We start from the raw sequence: 17092 nt of genomic DNA on the forward strand, positions 1-17092 counted from the left end.
GAATAGTGCGATTTCTAACGACCTTCCAGATTGCTGATTTTGCCGACACGCTGGTCAGCCTGTTCATGGCCTTCGTGCTGGGCACGCTGATCGGCGCCGAGCGGCAATATCGCCAGCGCACCGCGGGCCTGCGCACCAACGTGCTGGTCGCGGTCGGCGCCGCCGCGTTCGTCGATCTCGTCATGCATCTGACCGGCGCCGACGGCGCGGTGCGCGTGATCTCCTACGTCGTCTCCGGCATCGGCTTCTTGGGCGCCGGCGTCATCATGAAGCAGGGCATGGACGTCCGCGGGCTGAATACCGCGGCGACGCTGTGGGCCTCGGCCGCGGTCGGCTCCTGCGCCGGCGCCGACATGATCGCGCAGGCGGCCGCGCTGACTGTGTTCGTCATCGCCGGCAACACCATGCTGCGCCCGCTGGTCAATGCCATCAACCGCATCCCGCTGAACGAGAAGGCCTCCGAGGCGACCTACTATTTCAAGCTCGCGGTTGCGGCCGACGCCCTGCCCGAGATGCGCGACCGGCTCGTCGACAAGCTCGAAGCCGCGAAATATCCGGTGGCGGGTATCGAGGTCGTCGAGATCGGCGAGGACATGCTCGAGATTGTGGCGAAGCTGGTCGCGAGCGCGGTCGATCCGAACGAGTTGAACACCGTTGCGACCGATCTCCAGCACCTGCCGGGCGTGCGCCACGCGACCTGGGAAGTCAGCACGACGGAGTAAGCGCGGCGTTTTGGCGCGCAGGCGCGCAGTTCCGCCTTGCCGGGAACGGAACCCTGGTCGGGCAATTTCGTTGATCCCGCGGACAAAGGCGGTGATCGACATGACGGTCAATGACAAGCGCAGACTGAAACTCGACCTTCTGATCGCCTGTTCGCTGTTCGCAGCAGGTGTCGTGATATCAGGCATATCGATCGCGCAGATCCGCGCCGAGAGCCGGATGCAGCTGGCGCAGGCGACACCGCCGCTTCAGGGCACGCCTTCCGACGAGCAGAGCAAGGTGCCCGCGGAAGCCAAGCCCGGCGGCGACCGGCCGACTACGCCGGCCCCCGAGCCTGCACGCCCCGAGCCGCAGACACAAGGCGCGGCGACCAAGCCGGCCCTGCCGCCGGCACCGGCGGAGAAGATCGCGCCGCCGATCGAGAAGAAGTAGGTCTCTTCGTCATTCCGGGGCGCGCATAGCGCGAACCCGGAATCCATTGATCCCTGCCGCCCGATGGATTCCGGGCACGACGCTACGCGCCGCCCCGGAATGACGGGCGGAGAGAGGCGCCGTTTCACCGCACCAGAATATTCCGGAACTGCCAGGGATCGCTGGTGTCGATGTCTTCCGGGAACAGTCCCGGGCGATCCGTCAGCGGCGTCCAGTCGGTGTAGAAACCCTTGACCGGGCCGAGATAGGGCAGCTGGATTTCCAGCAGGCGATCGAAATCCATCTCGTCGGCTTCCACGATGCCTTCGTTCGGGTTTTCCAGCGCCCACACCATGCCGCCGAGCACGGCGGAGGTCACCTGCAGGCCTGTGGCGTTCTGGTAGGGCGCGAGCTTGCGGGTCTCCTCGATCGAGAGCTGCGAGCCGTACCAGTAGGCATTGTTGTCGTGGCCGAACAGCAGCACGCCGAGCTCGTCGATGCCGTCCACGATCTCGTTCTCGTCGAGGATGTGGTGCTTCTCCTGCATCTTCGCGGCGCGGCCGAACATTTCATGCAGCGACAGCACGGCATCGTCGGCCGGATGATAGGCATAGTGGCAGGTCGGCCGATAGACCGCCGTGCCCGAGGCGTCACGCACCGTGAAGTAATCGGCGATCGAGATCGACTCGTTGTGGGTGACGAGGAAGCCATATTGCGCGCCGCGGGTCGGGCACCAGGTGCGAACGCGCGTGTTGGCGCCGGGCTGCATCAGATAGATCGCTGCGCCGCAGCCGGCTTCGTGGGTCCGCGCGTTCTCGGGCATCCATTTTTCATGGGTGCCCCAGCCGAGCTCGGACGGCTGCACGCCCTCCGACAGGAAACCTTCCACCGACCAGGTGTTGACGAAGACGTCGGGCTCTTTCGGCTTCTTGGAGCGCTGGGTGTCGCGCTCGGCGATGTGGATGCCCTTGATGCCGGCCTGCCGCATCAAATCCGCCCATTCGGCTTTGGTCTTGGGCTTGGGAGCGTTGAGCTTGAGATCGGCGGCGACGTTGAGCAGCGCCTGCTTGACGAAAAAGGAGACCATGCCGGGATTGGCGCCGCAGCAGGAGACAGCCGTCGTCGATCCCGCCGGGCGCGCGCGCTTGGCGGCCAGCGTGGCTTCGCGCAGGGCGTAGTTGGAGCGCGCTTCCGGGCCCTTCGAGGAATCGAAATAGAAGCCGAGCCAGGGCTCGTTGACGGTGTCGATGTAGAGCGCGCCGAGCTCGTTGCAGAGCTCCATGATGTCGGTGGAGCCGGTATCGACCGAGAGATTGACGCAAAAGCCCTGGCCGCCGCCTTCGGTGAGCAGCGGGGTCAGCAATTCGCGATAATTGTCTTTTGTCACGGCCTTCTGGATGAAGCGCACATTCTGCTTCTCGCAATGCGCCCTGCGGCCCTCGTCCTTGGGATCGATCACGGTGACGCGCGACTTGTCGTAGTCGAGATGCCGCTCGATCAGCGGCAGCGTGCCTTTGCCGATGGAGCCGAAGCCGACCATGACGATGGGACCGGTGATCTTCGCGTAGATCTGCGAGGCGGGGCTCATGGGATGGTTTCTCCGGAACGTGCTGGCAAACAAATGGTGAGGGGTGGATCAGGCGCTGCGGCGCTTGTCAGATGCTGCGGCGCTTGGCGGTGACTTCGATCTCGACCTTCATCTCGGGCTTGGCGAGGGCGCTGACGACCAGCAACGTCGCCGCCGGCCTGATGTCACCGAGAACCTCGCCGCAGACGGCGAAGTGGGCATCGATGGTGCTGGCGTCGGTGACGTAATAGGTCGCACGGACGATATCGGCCATCGCGAATCCGCCCTCTTTCAGGGCAGCTTCGATGGTCTTGAAGCAGTTGCGTGACTGGCTCGTGACATCGGCCGGCATCGTCATCGTCGTGTAGTCATAGCCCGTGGTTCCCGCGACGAAGGCGAACTCGCCGTCGATCACGGCGCGGCTGTAGCCGACGGTCTTCTCGAGCGGAGAGCCGGTGGAGATGAGGCGACGGGACATGTTTCGGACCTCGACTGAAAAGGCGTGTTTCGCGGGGTTAAAGGGCGTTTCTCGGGCCTGCGCAACCCCGAAAGAACAGGCGTCAGGACGGCGCAGCCGAGCGTTGCCGCTTTACGCGGCTTCGGTCGTCACCATCATGGCAATCCCTCAGGCCGCGTGCGCATGGAGGGCGCGAAGGACCCTCCGTTTGGACAGGGGCGCGCCGGTCGGAACGATCATCCCCTCGGCGCCATCGAGCGCACCCGCCTGGAATTCGATCGCGAGCAGCCGGTCGCGTTCGAACGGGCCGGGCAGCGCCAGCGCGCCTGTCTTCTCGCCCGAGAAGCCGAAGCGGGCATAATAGGGGGCATCGCCGAGCAGGATGACGGCTTGATGCCCGCGCGCCCGGGCGGCGGCCAGCGCTTGATGCATCAGCGCGGCGCCGATCCCGAGCTCGCGGCAGGCAGGGTCTACCGCCAGCGGTCCAAGGACCAAAGCGGGCCTGCCTCCGGCGCTGACGTGCCACAGCCGCACGGTTCCCACGAGCTTGCCCTCGCGCACCGCCGACAGGGCAAGGCCTGCGGCAGGCGCGCGTCCGTCGCGCAGGCGCTGGCAGGTGCGGCCGTGGCGGTTTTCGCCAAAGCAGGCATCGAGCAGCGCTTCACGCACCGCGACGTCGGCAGCACGCTCCGCGCGGATCACGAACGGAGCGGCTTTCGAGGTGAGGGCGATTTGTGGCTTCCGAAAAGCGGTCATGGCGCGTCAGTCCCCGCTTGAACCGGCGTGCGCGCAGCACGCCTGTCCAAGACGTCGTCAGATCGAAATGTCAGGGAGGAGCCGGCAAGCCGGCTCCCGGGTTCGTCAGGCCTCAGAGAAAGAGGCGGATCAGATGTGGTACGTCCTCAGCGGCGGGATGCCGTTGAACGCCACCGACGAGTAGGTCGACGTATAGGCCCCGGTGCCTTCGATCAGCACCTTGTCGCCGATCTCCAGCGTGACGGGAAGCGGATACGGGTTCTTCTCGTACAGCACGTCGGCGCTGTCGCAGGTGGGACCCGCGAGCACGCACGGCGTCATGTCCGCGCCGTCATGGGCAGTACGGATGGCGTAGCGGATCGACTCGTCCATCGTCTCGGCGAGACCGCCGAACTTGCCGATGTCCAGGTACACCCAGCGCACCTCGTCCTCGTCGCTCTTCTTCGAGATGAGCACGACCTCGGATTCGATGATGCCGGCGTTGCCCACCATGCCGCGGCCCGGCTCGATGATGGTCTCCGGAATCTGGTTGCCGAAGTGCTTGCGCAGCGCGCGGAAGATCGAGCGGCCGTAGGTCACGACCGGCGGCACGTCCTTCAGATACTTGGTCGGAAAGCCGCCGCCCATGTTGACCATGGACAGGTTGATGCCGCGCTCGGCGCAGTCGCGGAACACCTGCGAGGCCATCGCCAGCGCACGGTCCCACGCCTTCACCTTGCGCTGCTGCGAGCCGACATGGAACGAGATGCCGCACGGCTCCAGGCCCAGGCGCTTGGCAACGTCGAGCACCTCGACGGCCATTTCCGGGTCGCAGCCGAACTTGCGCGACAGCGGCCATTCGGCGCCGGCGCAGTCATAGAGGATGCGGCAGAACACCTTCGCGCCGGGAGCGGCACGGGCGACCTTCTCGACTTCGGCGGCGCAATCCACGGCGAAAAGCCGGATGCCGAGCGCGAAGGCGCGCGCGATGTCGCGCTCCTTCTTGATCGTGTTGCCGAAGGAGATGCGGTCCGGGGTTGCACCCGCGGCCAGCGCCATCTCGATCTCGGCGACCGTGGCGGTGTCGAAGCAGGAGCCCATGGACGCCAGCAGCGCGAGCACTTCCGGCGCCGGGTTCGCCTTGACGGCGTAGAACACGCGGCTGTCGGGCAGCGCCTTGGCAAACGTCTGGTAATTGTCGCGCACGACCTCGAGGTCGACGACGAGGCACGGCTCGGTGTCGAGGCCATCCTTGCGGCGGTTGCGCAGGAATTCCTGAATACGTTCGGTCATAGCACTCTCCCAAACGGCCCAGCGACGGGGATCCGTTCAAAAAATGTCGTCGGATAAGCGCCCCGGCCAGATCACGCGATGGAGGCGTGACGAGCCAAAGACTCAAATCAGACTGTGCTGCCGTGGATTGGTTGGGAATTTCCCGCCCGCACACCTGGCAATGAAGGACAAGCCTTTTCAGTAGCCCGCGCCGGCGTTGGACTGCCGGTAGAGACCAAAAAAGCCCGATCCGTCGTTGCTTTAAGTCGCGTCCCCCGTTGAGAGCGGGGTGCGCCGGTTCGCCTCCGGCTGCCAGTCACGGTTGCAAAGAGCGAAGTCACCTTCGACAAGGCATCTCTTTGAGAGAGATGCTGGACGCTCCGGGTTTGCTTCCTCGTCCGACCTTCAGGCCTTGCGACCTTCAGTCTTCTGACTTCCGCACTTCCGAAGAGCCCCTCGGCTTCTTCACCCCTTGGCGGCTGTCCGGCCTCTTGTCCGGATACCTACCGACTGACACACGACCACAGGCACGTGCGAAATTGGGCAAGAGCGCACATAAGCGTTTTGACTCTGCTTCGCAAGAATTTTTTTAGGCTGAGAACAGAATTGCCTAACATCTGCTTGCGCGGTGTTGCGCGAGCGCCGCGGAAGATGAACGGGCGTTAAGTCTTGAAGCCTCGTGCGCGCGTCTCTCGCGCACGCGAAGCGTCAGCGGCGCTTCGTGAAGGGCTCGACACGCTGGGCCGCGCGGATGAACGCGGTCATCACGAGCACACCGAGCGCGAACAGCACGGCCTGCAGGATGTGCGTGCCCTGGTCGCCGAGCCCGAACAGGATCGCGAGTGCCCAGCCACCGGCGAAGGCCGCGCCGAACACCTCCGCGCCGATCAGGATGGCGGCGCTGATGACGGTGATGACGCTTGGCCAAGCGATCTGACGGGAAGACGAGGAAGGCGCGTTCATGAGCTCAGGGATCCGTGGTCTGTCGAGGGCCGCAATCTCCCCGAAAAGGCGGCCGGGAGCAAGGGCAAATGGCCCAAAAAAGCCCCATCGCGTGCTATAGCTGGCCGCAACAATTGAGCCACGAAATCGGGACTTGTGATGTCAGAACCCCGCCAAATTACGGACTCCGAGACCAACCCGCTGCTGAAGGCCTGGGTGACGCCGTTTGCGACCCCGCCCTTCGACGAGATCAAGCCGGAGCATTTCCTGCCGGCCTTCGAACAGGCCTTCGCCGACCACTCGGCCGAGATCGCGGCGATCACCAACGATCCGGCCGCGCCCGACTTCGCCAACACCATCACCGCGCTGGAGCGCTCGGGCAAGCTGCTGAGCAAGGTGGCGGCCGTATTCTACGACCTCGTTTCGGCGCATTCCAACCCGGCCATCCTGGAGATCGACAAGGAGGTCTCTCTGCGGATGGCGCGGCACTGGAATCCGATCATGATGAACGCCGTGCTGTTCGGCCGCATCGCCCAGCTCCACGAGAACCGTGCCAATCTGGATCTGGCTCCGGAGCAGCTTCGCCTCTTGGAGCGGACCTACACCCGCTTCCACCGCGCCGGCGCCGGCCTCTCCGAGGAGGCCAAGACGCGGATGGCTGAGATCAACGAGCGGCTCGCCCAACTCGGCACCAGCTTCAGCCATCATCTGCTCGGCGACGAGCAGGACTGGGTCATGGAGCTCGGGGAGGCCGACCGCCAGGGCCTGCCGGAGAGCTTCGTCGCCAGCGCCAAGGCTGCGGCAGAAGAGCGCGGCATGGAAGGCAAGGCCATCGTCACGCTGTCGCGATCCTCGGTCGAACAGTTCCTGAAAAGCTCCGCCCGGCGTGATCTGCGCGAGAAGGTCTACAAGGCTTTCACCGCACGGGGCGACAACGGCAATGCCAACGACAACAACGGAACCATCGTCGAGGTCCTCAAGCTGCGCGAAGAGAGCGCCAAGCTGCTGGGCTATCCGACCTTCGCCGCTTACCGGCTGGAGGACTCCATGGCCAAGACGCCGGACGCGGTGCGCAGCCTTCTGGAGCGGGTCTGGAAGCCGGCGCGGGCACGGGCGCTTGCCGACCGCGACGACATGCAGGCGCTGATCACGGAAGAGGGCGGCAATTTCAAGCTCGCTCCCTGGGATTGGCGCTTCTACGCCGAGAAGCTGCGCCTTCAGCGCGCCAATTTCGACGACGCCGCGATCAAGCCGTATCTTTCGCTCGACCACATGGTCGCCGCCGCCTTCGACTGCGCCACGCGCCTGTTCGGCATCACCTTCGAGGAGCGCAAGGACGTTCCGGTCTGGCACCCCGACGTCCGGGTCTGGGAGGTCAAGGGCCCCGACGGCAAGCACAAGGCGCTGTTCTATGGCGACTACTTCGCCCGGCCGTCGAAGCGCTCCGGCGCCTGGATGACCTCGCTGCGCGACCAGCAGAAGCTCGACGGCGATGTTGCGCCGCTGGTTCTCAATATCTGCAATTTTGCCAAGGGCGCCGGCGGCGAGCCTTCGCTGCTGTCGCCCGACGATGCCCGCACCCTGTTCCACGAGTTCGGCCACGGCCTGCACGGCATGCTCTCCAACGTGACCTATCCGTCGCTGTCGGGCACTTCCGTGTTCACCGATTTCGTCGAGCTCCCGTCGCAGCTCTACGAGCACTGGCAGGAGCGGCCAGAGGTGCTGCAGAAGTTCGCCCGCCACTTCCAGACCGGCGAGCCGCTGCCCGACGAGCTGCTGCAACGGTTCCTTGCCGCGCGAAAATTCAACCAGGGCTTTGCCACGGTCGAGTTCGTCTCCTCGGCGCTGGTCGACCTCGAATTCCACACCCAGCCGGCCGAAGCGGCCAGCGACGTGCGCGCCTTCGAGAGACGCGAGCTGGAGAAGATCGGCATGCCCGAGGAGATCGCGCTGCGCCACCGTCCGACCCAGTTCGGTCACATCTTCACTGGCGATCATTATGCCGCCGGCTATTACAGCTATATGTGGTCGGAGGTGATGGACGCCGACGCCTTCGGCGCGTTCGAGGAGGCCGGCGATATCTTCGATCCCGCCGTCGCCAAGCGCCTGCACGACGACATCTACGCCTCGGGCGGATCGGTGGATCCGGAAGCCGCCTATGAGGCGTTCCGCGGCCGTCCTCCGGAACCCGACGCGCTGCTGCGCCGGCGCGGCCTGCTCGACGACGCGAAGGCCGCCTGATGGGCATGCGCGCCCTGTTGGGATTGCTGCTCGCCGCCGGCCTGTCGCTCGCGGCGGGCACGGCGCAGGCCCATCCGCACGTCTGGATCACCGCGACCAGCGAGCTGCTCTACGCGGCCGACGGCAGCATCACCGGCGTCCGCCACGCCTGGACCTTTGACGACATGTTCTCGGCCTATGCGGTGCAGGGGCTCGAGAGCAAGACCAAGGGCGCCTATACGCGCGAGGAGCTCGGGCCGCTGGCGCAGACCAACGTCGAGTCGCTGAAGGAATACGCTTACTTCACCTTTGCGCGAGCCGACGGCAAGAAGGAGCGATTCCAGGAGCCGGTCGACTATTTCCTCGACTACAAGGATACGGTGCTGACCCTGCACTTCACGCTGCCGCTGAAGAACCCGGTCAAGTCCAAGCAGTTGGTGCTCGAAGTGTTCGACCGCTCCTTCTTCATCGACTTCCAGATGGCCAAGGAAAGCCCGGTGAAACTGGTCGGCGCGCCCGCCGGCTGCCAGATGAAGCTGGAACGCCCGAGCGACGGCACCGCGAGCGCGCAGAAGCTCAACGAGCAGACCTTCATGAACGGCGAGAACTCGAATTTCGGCATGATGTTCGCCAACAAGATCACGGTGGATTGTCCTTGATCGGTCGTCTTCAGTCGCCGATTGCCCGCGGGCTTCTTGTCTGCGCCGCCGTTGTCCTCGTCGTGGGTGTGGCCGATGCCGCGCTTCACGATGTCTTCGCGCAAAACCCCTTTGGCGCGCCGCGGCCGGCGCAGGCGGCCCAGCCCGAGACCGGCGGCCTCATCGGCTGGCTATTGGCCAAACAGTCGGAATTCTATCGGCAGATGTCGGCGACCATCCGCGCCGCCAAGTCCGACGGCTCGGCGGTGTGGACACTGCTCTTCATCTCGTTTGCCTACGGCATCTTCCACGCCGCCGGCCCCGGCCATGGCAAGGCAGTGATCGCCTCCTATCTCGTCGCCAACCACGAGACCGCGCGGCGCGGCATCGCGCTGTCGTTCGCCTCGGCGCTGATGCAGTCGCTGGTCGCGATCCTCATCGTCGGCATCTCGGCCTGGGTGCTGAACGCGACCGCCAAGACCATGTGCAAGGCGGAAGGGGCGATCGAGATCGCGAGTTACGCCCTGATCGCGTTGTTCGGGCTGCGTCTCGTCTGGGTCAAGGGCCGCATTTTCATCCGGGCGCTGCAGGCGGCCCAGCCGCTGCCGGCGATCGCCGGCGTGCCGCACGATCATGATCACGGTCATCACCATCATCATGATGCCCACGATCATCACGATCACGGACATGATCACCATCACCACGATCATGGTCATGCGCACGCCCCGGCCCACCACGGGCATGACCACGTTCATGACGAACATTGCGGCCATTCCCACGGCCCCACGCCGAGCGAGCTCGCCGGCCCCGGTGGCTGGCGGCGCGGCTTTGCGGCGATCCTGACCGTCGGCATCCGCCCCTGCTCGGGCGCGATCCTGGTGCTGGTGTTCGCGCTCGCCCAGGGCCTGTTCTGGGCCGGCATCGCAGCGACCTTCCTGATGGGATTGGGCACCGCGATCACGGTTGCGGCCATCGCGGTCGTCGCCGTCTCCGCCAAGGACATCGCCGCCCGCCTCAGTGCCGGGCGCGACGGCGGCGGCGCGCTGTTCATGCGCGGCATCGAATTCGCCGCCGCCGGCGTCGTGCTGCTGTTTGGCGCTGGCCTCTTGTTCGGCTACATCGCGGCCGAGCGGACGACGTGTTTCTAGGCCGAGTTTCTCGTGCCCCGGACGCAGCGCAGCGTCCCTTTGACGGTGCGCTGCAGAGCCGGGACCCATCTCTCGGTACGCTGCATCGCGTCCGGGACACAGGGTGCACCTCACACCGGCAGAAACCGCTTCAGCGCCGGCATGAAGAAGATCCCGAGATTGATCGCAAAGCCGATGCTCCAGAGGATCGAGCGCAGCGTCGGGCGGTTGCCGAGATAGGTCAGCACATAAGCGAGGCGGACGATGAGGAAGAGGGCCGCGAGCTCGTCGATCAGCCGCTGCGGCGAATCCCTGAATTCGGCGAGGAGCACCGCGAAGGCGAAAAACGGGAAGGTCTCGATGCCGTTCTGGTGCGCGCCGAGCGCGCGCTGCGAGAGCGCGTCCTCGTAGAAGGCGGGGTCGCGCGGCCGGGAATTGTCGAAGCGGCGAAACCTGATCCATTTGATCGAGCCGATCGTCAACAGATAGAGCAGCAGCGCTCCAAAGACGCACCATTCCGCGAGTGTCATCTTTGCCTCCCCCGCCTGGGTGCGACCCTAGCGAAACCGGCCTCATCTTGACAAGTTCGGACCAACGCGCGACCCACAGGGCCATGACCAGTGTCGTCCCCATCGAGGCCGCGAGACCGGCCGCCCAATCCGCCCTGCCGCGCGCTGGCGTGCTCCTGATCAATCTCGGAACGCCCGACACGGCCGATGCGCCGGGCGTGCGGGTGTATCTGAAGGAGTTCCTCTCGGACGCCCGCGTCATCGAGGATCAGGGCCTGGTCTGGAAGTTCGTGTTGAACGGGATCATTCTGCGCAGCCGCCCCCGTACCAAGGCGCTCGACTACCAAAAGATCTGGAACACCGAGCAGAACGAGTCGCCGCTGAAGACCATCACGCGGTCGCAGAGCGACAAGCTGGCCGCCGCCCTGTCGGACCGGACCCACGTCGTGGTGGACTGGGCGATGCGCTACGGCAATCCCTCGATTAAGTCGGGCATCGACGCACTGATCGCGAAAGGCTGCGAGCGCATCCTGGCGGTCCCGCTCTATCCGCAATATTCCGCCTCGACCTCGGCGACCGTCTGCGACGAAGTGTTCCGCGTGCTCGCCCGTTTGCGCAACCAGCCGACGCTGCGGGTAACGCCGCCTTATTACGAGGACGCGGCCTATATCGAGGCGCTTGCCGTCTCGATCGAGACGCATCTGGCAACGCTGTCCTTCAAGCCGGAGCTGATCGTGGCGTCGTTCCATGGCATGCCGAAATCCTATGTCGACAAGGGCGATCCCTATCAGCAGCACTGCATCGCCACCACCGAGGCGCTGCGTCGCCGGCTCGGCATGGACGAGACGAAGCTGCTGCTGACCTTCCAGTCGCGCTTCGGCAATGCCGAGTGGCTCCAGCCCTACACCGACAAGACCATGGAGCGGCTCGCGAAGGAAGGCGTGCGCCGCCTCGCGGTGGTGACGCCGGGCTTTTCCGCGGACTGCCTGGAGACGCTGGAGGAGATCGCGCAGGAGAACGCCGAGATTTTCAAGCACAATGGCGGCGAGCAGTTTTCCGCGATCCCCTGCCTCAACGACAGTGACCCGGGCATGGACGTGATCCGCACCCTGGTGCTGCGCGAGCTTCAGGGCTGGATCTGATGGGCGTCCCATGAACCGCCGTGAGTGTCTGGCGTTTCTTGGGATGATCGCGGCGCTGCCGGTCCCGGTCCTGGCGCAACAGCCGAACGCGGCACGTCGGCTTGGCGTGCTCTCGGTCACGGCTGCCGATGATGCGATCGGCCAGACCCGCAGCATGGTCCTGGTCAAGGCGCTCGCCGGACATGGCCTGAAAGAGCGCGACAACCTCAAGATCGACTGGCGCAGCGGTGGCGGCGACCGCGCCCGCATCGCGCAGCTTGCCGACGAGCTGATCGCGCTCAGGCCCGACGTCCTGCTCGCGGTCGGCACGCCCTCGGTCGAGGAGCTGCGCCAGCGCACCACGACGATCCCGATCGTGTTCGCCGTCGTCACCGATCCCGTCAGCCAGGGCTTTGTCGAAAACCTCGCGCATCCCGGCGGCAACGTCACCGGCTTCACCGATTACGACGGCCCGCTGGCCGGCAAATGGCTGGAGATGCTGACGCAGGTCACGCCAAAGGTGTCCCGCGTTGTCGTCGTCTACAATCCCGCCACCGCGCCGTTCGCGCCGCTGATGCTGCGGACGATCGAGGACGCGGCACGGACCCTTCAGGTGGCGGTCGAGCCCGCGCCGGTGCATGACGCGGCCTCGATCGCGGCGCTGGGCTTGCGGAAAGACGGTGGGTTGCTGGTGTTGCCGGACTTCTTCACCATGGCCAACCGCGGCGGTCTTCTGGCGGCGATCGCGCAGGCGCGCGTGCCCGCGGTGTTCTGGAGCCGCACCTTCGTCGAGGAGGGCGGGCTGATGTCCTACAGCACCGACAGCGCCGAGCAGCTCCGCCGCGCCGCGGACTATATCGACCGCATTCTGAAGGGCGCGCGGCCAGCCGACCTGCCAGTGCAGAACCCCACCAAATTCGAGCTCGCGGTCAACCTCAAGGCCGCCAGGGAGTGTGGCGTCACACTTCACCCGGGCCTCATTGCCCTAGCGAATGACGTGATCGAATGAAGTCGTCCAATGCGCGCCTTCGGATTCGTTAATTTTTGCCGCTGGGTTTCCGCTGCACGCTTTCAAGGGCCCGCTACAAATACATATCTTGATCCTTCCCCGTTTGGATGTCTTGTGCAGAATTGGATCGATACCGACGTGAATTGCGACCGCTGAACCGGTAGGGTTGCGCTCCCGACCAATGACAGCGCGGGAAAGGGCTTTTCTGCCTTGGAGGAAATATGAGCGGTTTCGACATTTTCGCGATTGTTCTGGTTTTGCTCGTCATCGTCACGCTGGTCGCCGGCGTCAAGACGGTGCCGCAGGGCTATGACTGGACCATCGAGCGGTTCGGCAAATACACCCAGACGCTGAGCCCCGGGCTCAATCTGATCGTGCCCTATTTCGATCGCGTCGGGCGCAAGATCAACATGATGGAGCAGGTGATCGACATCCCCGAGCAGGAGGTCATCACCAAGGACAACGCCACCGTGACGGTCGACGGCGTTGCCTTCTACCAGGTATTCGACGCCGCCAAGGCGAGCTACGAGGTCTCCAACCTGACCCAGGCGATCACGGTCCTGACCATGACCAACATCCGCTCGGTGATGGGTGCGATGGATCTCGACCAGGTGCTGTCGCATCGCGACGAGATCAACGAGCGCCTGCTCCGTGTCGTCGATGCCGCGGTCTCGCCGTGGGGCCTGAAGGTCAACCGCATCGAGATCAAGGACATCGTGCCGCCCGCCGACCTCGTCGAGGCCATGGGCCGGCAGATGAAGGCCGAGCGCGTCAAGCGCGCCGACATTCTCGCCGCCGAAGGCCAGCGCCAGTCGGAAATCCTGCGCGCCGAGGGCGCCAAGCAGGGGCAGATCCTCCAGGCCGAAGGCCGCAAGGAAGCTGCGTTCCGCGATGCCGAAGCGCGCGAGCGGTCCGCCGAGGCCGAGGCCAAGGCGACGCAGATGGTCAGCGATGCGATTTCCAAGGGGGACGTCGCCGCGTTGAACTACTTCATCGCCGACAAATATATCAAGGCGTTCGGCCAGTTCGCGGACGCGCCGAACCAGAAGATCATCATGCTGCCGATGGAAGCAACCTCCATGCTGGGCTCGCTCGCCGGCATCGGCGAGATCGCGAAAGCAACGTTCGGCGAAAGCGCGGCGTCCGCCGCTGCCGCCGCCCGCCGTGGTGGCTCGGTGCCGACGACCGGCAGCACGCCGCCGACGGTGCCGCCGCGGCAGGGATAGTCCCCGGCGCATGTCCCTTCAGGCAGGGGCATGCACCATGATGGAAGGTCGTATCATGACCGACATGTTCGTATCGCTCGGCACCTGGAACTGGCTGATCTTCGGCTTCATCCTGATGGCGCTGGAGGTGCTGGCGCCGGGCATATTCCTGTTCTGGCTCGGGCTCGCCGCGCTGCTCGTCGGCCTGATTTCGTTCACCGTCGTCCTATCGTGGCAGATCCAGCTCGTGATGTTCGCGGTGTTCGCCGCAGCCGCCGTGCCGATATGGCGCCGCCTTGCGCGGCCGAAGCCGGATGCAAGCGCCAGTCCGTTCCTCAACAAGCGTACCGAGGCACTGCTCGGCCGCGAGTTCACGCTGGAGAAGCCGATTATCGACGGCAGCGGCACCGTGCGCATCGGTGACACGGTGTGGCGCGTCGCAGGTCCGGATACGCCGGCGGGGACGCGGGTGAAGGTGGTGCAGGTGGACGGTGCGAACCTGACAGTGGCCGCGGCGTGAGGATTCTTCGCCTCTCCCCGCTTGCGGGGAGAGGCGGGATTGCATCGCAGATTCAATCCGGGTGAGCGGACTCTCCGCGAGTCCGTCTCTCACCGTTTGCGCGGAGGCTCCCCCTCACCCCGACCCTCTCCCCGCAAGCGGGGAGAAGGGGAAGAGTCCTTCCACCTCTCCGCAAACCGGTGCAGCGGCATGAACGTCTCGCACAATTCCCGCCCGAGCGGCGTCAGCCCATAACCTCCGCCTTCGCCAAGCTCCACGAACCCCGCCTCGCGCAACTCCGTCAGGCGCGCTTGCAGCACTGTCGGCGAGGCGTCGTCGCAGGCGGTGCGCAGGGCGCGGGAGGTGAGGGGCTCGCCGCGCAACTCCCACAATATTCGCAGGCTCCAGCGCCGTCCGAACAGGTCCAGCAGCGCCATGACCGGCCGGCCGGTGCGCGAGCCGCGGACGCTTCGTGATGCCGCCTGTTTTGCCATCGCCACCCTCTTGCGACATGCTACAGATAGTGTAGCATGTTGCTACAATAGATGTAGCAAAGGAAACGGCCGGTGTCCCAGTCCACGCCGCGCATTGCCCCGCTCACCCCGCCTTATCCCCCGGAGATCCAGGCGCAGTTCGATCGCATCATGCGCGGCGCGCCGCCGCTGATCCTGTTCCGGGTGATGGCGGGCCACAGCCGCGCCTGGGACAAATTTCGCGCCGGCGGCCTGCTCGACCCCGGCCCGCTCTCGCTGCGCCAGCGCGAGATCGTCATCGACCGCACCTGTGCGCTGAACAGATGCGAGTATGAATGGGGCGTGCATGTCGCGGTTTTCGCCGGGCCGGCGAAGCTCGCCGAAGACGAGGTGCGTGCCACAGTGCAGGGCGATGCGACGTCACCGTGCTGGTCGCCGGCCGAACAGGCGCTGATCGCAGCGGTCGACGCGCTGCATCACCGCGCGACGTTCAGCGATCAAGAGTTTGCCGAGCTGTCGGCGCATTACGACGAGGCGCAGATTCTGGAAATCATGCTGCTGTGCGGCTTCTACCGCACGGTATCGTATCTGGCGAACGGGCTGCGGTTGCCGCTGGAGGAGAACGCGGCGCGGTTTCCGGTGTAGCTGTCATTCCGGGGCGCGCGAAGCGTGAACCCGGAATCCATTGGGCAGCGAGCTCGGAGATGAATGGATTCCGGGCTCGCGCCGAATGGCGCGCCCCGGAATGACGGTGCGGAGAGAAAGCGCGTGCCCTAGGCCACGCCCGCCCGCAGCAGATCGTGCAGGTGCACGATGCCCACCACCTTGCCGGCCTCGGTCACCACCAGCGTGGTGATCTTGCGCGTGTTCAGCACCTCGATCATCTCGGTCGCGAGCATCGAGGGCGGCACCGTTTTCGGCTGCTTCGTCATGATCTCGTCGACCGACGCCGTCAGCAGGTCGGGGCGCATGTGGCGGCGCAGATCGCCGTCGGTGATGATGCCCGCGACCTCGTTTGCTTCGTTGACGATGCAGACGCAGCCGAGGCCCTTGGCCGACATCTCGACCACGGCCTCCGACATCTTGGTGCCCAGGGGCTTGACCGGGATCTCGGCGCCCGTGCGCATGTAGTCGCGGACGAATTTCAGCATCGCGCCCAGCTTGCCGCCGGGGTGGAAATGCGCGAATTCCAGCGCGGTGAAGCCGCGGCCTTCGAGCAGCGCGATCGCGAGGGCATCGCCGATCGCGGCCTGCATCAGGGTCGAGGTTGTCGGCGCCAGATTGTGCGGGCAGGCCTCGCGCGCCTTCGGCAGCTCGATCACGAGGTCGGCGGCCTGGCCCAGCGAGGAGGCCGCGTTCGACGTCACCGCGATCATGGGAATGGCGAAGCGCGCCGAGTAGTTCACGAGGTTCTTCATCTCCGGCTGCTCGCCGGACCAGGACAGCGCCATGATGACGTCGTCGGTGGTGATCATGCCGAGGTCGCCGTGGCCGGCCTCGGCGGCGTGCACGAAGAAAGCCGGCGTGCCGGTCGAGGCCAGCGTCGCGGCGATCTTGCGCCCCATATGGCCTGACTTGCCGAGCCCGGTGACGATGACGCGGCCCTTGGCGTTGCGGATCAGGTCGACTGCTTTCGAAAATGTCGCGCCGAGCGGGCCGCGCAGGGCGGCGGCGAGCGCGTTGATGCCGCCGCTCTCCGTCTCCAGCGTGCGGAGCGCGGATTCGACGCTGTCGGGGATGGGGCCGGATGCGGTCATCAGCGGTTTCGAACTCGGCATGTACTGGTCCAGGGAGAAGGGGGCATTCGCCCGGTCGGCGCCTCATTAGCACGCCGCGGCCGTGGAGGCGACGCGCGCGCCTAAGCCCTCAACCGGTCATTAACCATAATTGTTTTAACTCCATTAACGATGGTTCCCGCTGACCGGCGGAAGTCACCGTGAAAGTGTTTGATTTCGTTGGAGTTATTCCATCGTGGGGTCGTCTCCAGGCACCGGCCGGAGCAAACGCGCGCAGTTCCTGCGCGCGGCTTTGCCGTGCCTTGTGCCGGGTCTTGCGCTGACGGCCCTCACAAGCGCGCCCGCGGCCGGCCAGAGCCTCACGCCCGATCTGTTCAATCCCAACCGCGGCGGCTTTGCCGCGCCCGAGACGCTGCCGACGCGCCGCACCGCGGGCGTGCCGCAGGCGCCG

At 65.5% G+C, this 17092-nt stretch carries 18 protein-coding genes and 1 pseudogene; 11 read left to right on the forward strand and 8 right to left on the reverse strand.

The annotated features are described in order from the left end of the window. The first annotated feature begins 5 nt into the window (after positions 1 to 5). Together XI04_RS11440 and XI04_RS11445 are read left to right on the forward strand one after the other, a co-directional pair. Positions 6 to 722: an MgtC/SapB family protein gene (locus tag XI04_RS11440; protein WP_271610546.1), complete on the forward strand. Its 717-nt coding sequence runs from the start codon at positions 6 to 8 to the stop codon at positions 720 to 722. Between the two features lie 100 nt (positions 723 to 822). Further along, entirely contained in the window at positions 823 to 1152 is a 330-nt protein-coding gene (locus tag XI04_RS11445; protein WP_026201622.1) for a hypothetical protein, read from the forward strand. 124 nt (positions 1153 to 1276) lie between these two features. Here XI04_RS11445 and XI04_RS11450 read toward each other — a convergent pair whose 3' ends face one another. From XI04_RS11450 to XI04_RS11470, 5 genes are all read right to left on the reverse strand, one after another. Further along, positions 1277 to 2719 carry a homospermidine synthase gene (locus XI04_RS11450; RefSeq protein ID WP_038950606.1) on the reverse strand — a complete coding sequence of 481 codons (1443 nt, stop codon included), beginning with the start codon at positions 2717 to 2719 and terminating at the stop codon, positions 1277 to 1279. Between the two features lie 67 nt (positions 2720 to 2786). Continuing rightward, positions 2787 to 3176, reverse strand: coding sequence for a RidA family protein (locus XI04_RS11455; protein ID WP_038950604.1), 390 nt, complete (start codon positions 3174 to 3176; stop codon positions 2787 to 2789). 147 nt (positions 3177 to 3323) lie between these two features. Further along, positions 3324 to 3911, reverse strand: coding sequence for a GNAT family N-acetyltransferase (locus tag XI04_RS11460; protein ID WP_095425176.1), 588 nt, complete (start codon positions 3909 to 3911; stop codon positions 3324 to 3326). A 129-nt stretch (positions 3912 to 4040) separates the two neighbouring features. After that, positions 4041 to 5183: a type III PLP-dependent enzyme gene (locus XI04_RS11465; RefSeq protein ID WP_028139993.1), complete on the reverse strand. Its 1143-nt coding sequence runs from the start codon at positions 5181 to 5183 to the stop codon at positions 4041 to 4043. 687 nt (positions 5184 to 5870) lie between these two features. Then, positions 5871 to 6125 carry a hypothetical protein gene (locus XI04_RS11470; RefSeq protein ID WP_018316184.1) on the reverse strand — a complete coding sequence of 85 codons (255 nt, stop codon included), beginning with the start codon at positions 6123 to 6125 and terminating at the stop codon, positions 5871 to 5873. Positions 6126 to 6263: 138 nt separating this feature from the next. Between XI04_RS11470 and XI04_RS11475 the strand changes: the two genes are divergently transcribed. The 3 genes from XI04_RS11475 to XI04_RS11485 are packed head-to-tail and all read left to right on the forward strand — an operon-like array spanning position 6264 to position 10110. After that, positions 6264 to 8345 (forward strand): M3 family metallopeptidase, encoded by a 2082-nt coding sequence (locus XI04_RS11475; protein ID WP_212474962.1) that lies wholly within the window; start codon positions 6264 to 6266, stop codon positions 8343 to 8345. Further along, positions 8345 to 8983, forward strand: a complete 639-nt coding sequence (locus tag XI04_RS11480; RefSeq protein WP_271591304.1) for a DUF1007 family protein — start codon at positions 8345 to 8347, stop codon at positions 8981 to 8983. Before XI04_RS11475 ends, XI04_RS11480 begins: the two co-directional genes overlap by 1 nt. Further along, positions 8974 to 10110 (forward strand): nickel/cobalt transporter, encoded by a 1137-nt coding sequence (locus XI04_RS11485; protein ID WP_085967885.1) that lies wholly within the window; start codon positions 8974 to 8976, stop codon positions 10108 to 10110. Before XI04_RS11480 ends, XI04_RS11485 begins: the two co-directional genes overlap by 10 nt. Before the next feature lie 110 nt (positions 10111 to 10220). Here XI04_RS11485 and XI04_RS11490 read toward each other — a convergent pair whose 3' ends face one another. Then, complete coding sequence (locus tag XI04_RS11490) at positions 10221 to 10619, reverse strand: MAPEG family protein (RefSeq protein ID WP_095425177.1); 399 nt, start codon at positions 10617 to 10619, stop codon at positions 10221 to 10223. Positions 10620 to 10702: 83 nt separating this feature from the next. On the opposite strand from XI04_RS11490, the gene hemH reads away from it, so the two are divergent. From hemH to XI04_RS11510, 4 genes are all read left to right on the forward strand, one after another. Continuing rightward, the gene (gene hemH / locus XI04_RS11495; RefSeq protein ID WP_038973462.1) at positions 10703 to 11740 is read left to right on the forward strand and encodes a ferrochelatase; all 1038 of its coding nucleotides are present in this window, start codon (positions 10703 to 10705) and stop codon (positions 11738 to 11740) included. 10 nt (positions 11741 to 11750) lie between these two features. Further along, on the forward strand, positions 11751 to 12728 hold the full coding sequence (locus XI04_RS11500; RefSeq protein ID WP_028139998.1) for an ABC transporter substrate-binding protein: 978 nt from the start codon (positions 11751 to 11753) through the stop codon (positions 12726 to 12728). Between the two features lie 221 nt (positions 12729 to 12949). After that, positions 12950 to 13954 carry an SPFH domain-containing protein gene (locus XI04_RS11505; RefSeq protein ID WP_095425178.1) on the forward strand — a complete coding sequence of 335 codons (1005 nt, stop codon included), beginning with the start codon at positions 12950 to 12952 and terminating at the stop codon, positions 13952 to 13954. A gap of 55 nt (positions 13955 to 14009) precedes the next feature. Next, entirely contained in the window at positions 14010 to 14453 is a 444-nt protein-coding gene (locus XI04_RS11510; protein ID WP_028140000.1) for an NfeD family protein, read from the forward strand. Between the two features lie 89 nt (positions 14454 to 14542). On the opposite strand, the gene XI04_RS11515 is transcribed toward XI04_RS11510, so the two are convergent. Then, positions 14543 to 14926 (reverse strand): winged helix-turn-helix transcriptional regulator, encoded by a 384-nt coding sequence (locus tag XI04_RS11515; protein ID WP_049801872.1) that lies wholly within the window; start codon positions 14924 to 14926, stop codon positions 14543 to 14545. Positions 14927 to 14998: 72 nt separating this feature from the next. On the opposite strand from XI04_RS11515, the gene XI04_RS11520 reads away from it, so the two are divergent. Beyond that, on the forward strand, positions 14999 to 15550 hold the full coding sequence (locus XI04_RS11520; RefSeq protein ID WP_095425180.1) for a carboxymuconolactone decarboxylase family protein: 552 nt from the start codon (positions 14999 to 15001) through the stop codon (positions 15548 to 15550). A 128-nt stretch (positions 15551 to 15678) separates the two neighbouring features. Here the strand turns inward: XI04_RS11520 and XI04_RS11525 are convergent, their stop codons facing one another. Beyond that, entirely contained in the window at positions 15679 to 16683 is a 1005-nt protein-coding gene (locus tag XI04_RS11525; protein ID WP_028140002.1) for a KpsF/GutQ family sugar-phosphate isomerase, read from the reverse strand. A 193-nt stretch (positions 16684 to 16876) separates the two neighbouring features. Between XI04_RS11525 and XI04_RS11530 the strand changes: the two are divergent. Next, positions 16877 to 17092, forward strand: a pseudogene (locus XI04_RS11530) (outer membrane beta-barrel protein); the annotation flags it as partial.

This window comes from Bradyrhizobium sp. CCBAU 11430 (assembly GCF_028128855.1).
Lineage (GTDB): Bacteria > Pseudomonadota > Alphaproteobacteria > Rhizobiales > Xanthobacteraceae > Bradyrhizobium > Bradyrhizobium ottawaense.

Coding starts and splice junctions, on each gene's coding strand:
- XI04_RS11445 (WP_026201622.1), top strand. CDS start 823: ATGACGGTCAATGACAAGCGCAGACTGAAACTCGACCTTCTGATCGCC.
- XI04_RS11450 (WP_038950606.1), bottom strand. CDS start 2,719: ATGAGCCCCGCCTCGCAGATCTACGCGAAGATCACCGGTCCCATCGTC.
- XI04_RS11455 (WP_038950604.1), bottom strand. CDS start 3,176: ATGTCCCGTCGCCTCATCTCCACCGGCTCTCCGCTCGAGAAGACCGTC.
- XI04_RS11460 (WP_095425176.1), bottom strand. CDS start 3,911: ATGACCGCTTTTCGGAAGCCACAAATCGCCCTCACCTCGAAAGCCGCT.
- XI04_RS11465 (WP_028139993.1), bottom strand. CDS start 5,183: ATGACCGAACGTATTCAGGAATTCCTGCGCAACCGCCGCAAGGATGGC.
- XI04_RS11470 (WP_018316184.1), bottom strand. CDS start 6,125: ATGAACGCGCCTTCCTCGTCTTCCCGTCAGATCGCTTGGCCAAGCGTC.
- XI04_RS11475 (WP_212474962.1), top strand. CDS start 6,264: ATGTCAGAACCCCGCCAAATTACGGACTCCGAGACCAACCCGCTGCTG.
- XI04_RS11480 (WP_271591304.1), top strand. CDS start 8,345: ATGGGCATGCGCGCCCTGTTGGGATTGCTGCTCGCCGCCGGCCTGTCG.
- XI04_RS11490 (WP_095425177.1), bottom strand. CDS start 10,619: ATGACACTCGCGGAATGGTGCGTCTTTGGAGCGCTGCTGCTCTATCTG.
- hemH (WP_038973462.1), top strand. CDS start 10,703: ATGACCAGTGTCGTCCCCATCGAGGCCGCGAGACCGGCCGCCCAATCC.
- XI04_RS11500 (WP_028139998.1), top strand. CDS start 11,751: ATGAACCGCCGTGAGTGTCTGGCGTTTCTTGGGATGATCGCGGCGCTG.
- XI04_RS11505 (WP_095425178.1), top strand. CDS start 12,950: ATGAGCGGTTTCGACATTTTCGCGATTGTTCTGGTTTTGCTCGTCATC.
- XI04_RS11510 (WP_028140000.1), top strand. CDS start 14,010: ATGACCGACATGTTCGTATCGCTCGGCACCTGGAACTGGCTGATCTTC.
- XI04_RS11515 (WP_049801872.1), bottom strand. CDS start 14,926: ATGGCAAAACAGGCGGCATCACGAAGCGTCCGCGGCTCGCGCACCGGC.
- XI04_RS11525 (WP_028140002.1), bottom strand. CDS start 16,683: ATGCCGAGTTCGAAACCGCTGATGACCGCATCCGGCCCCATCCCCGAC.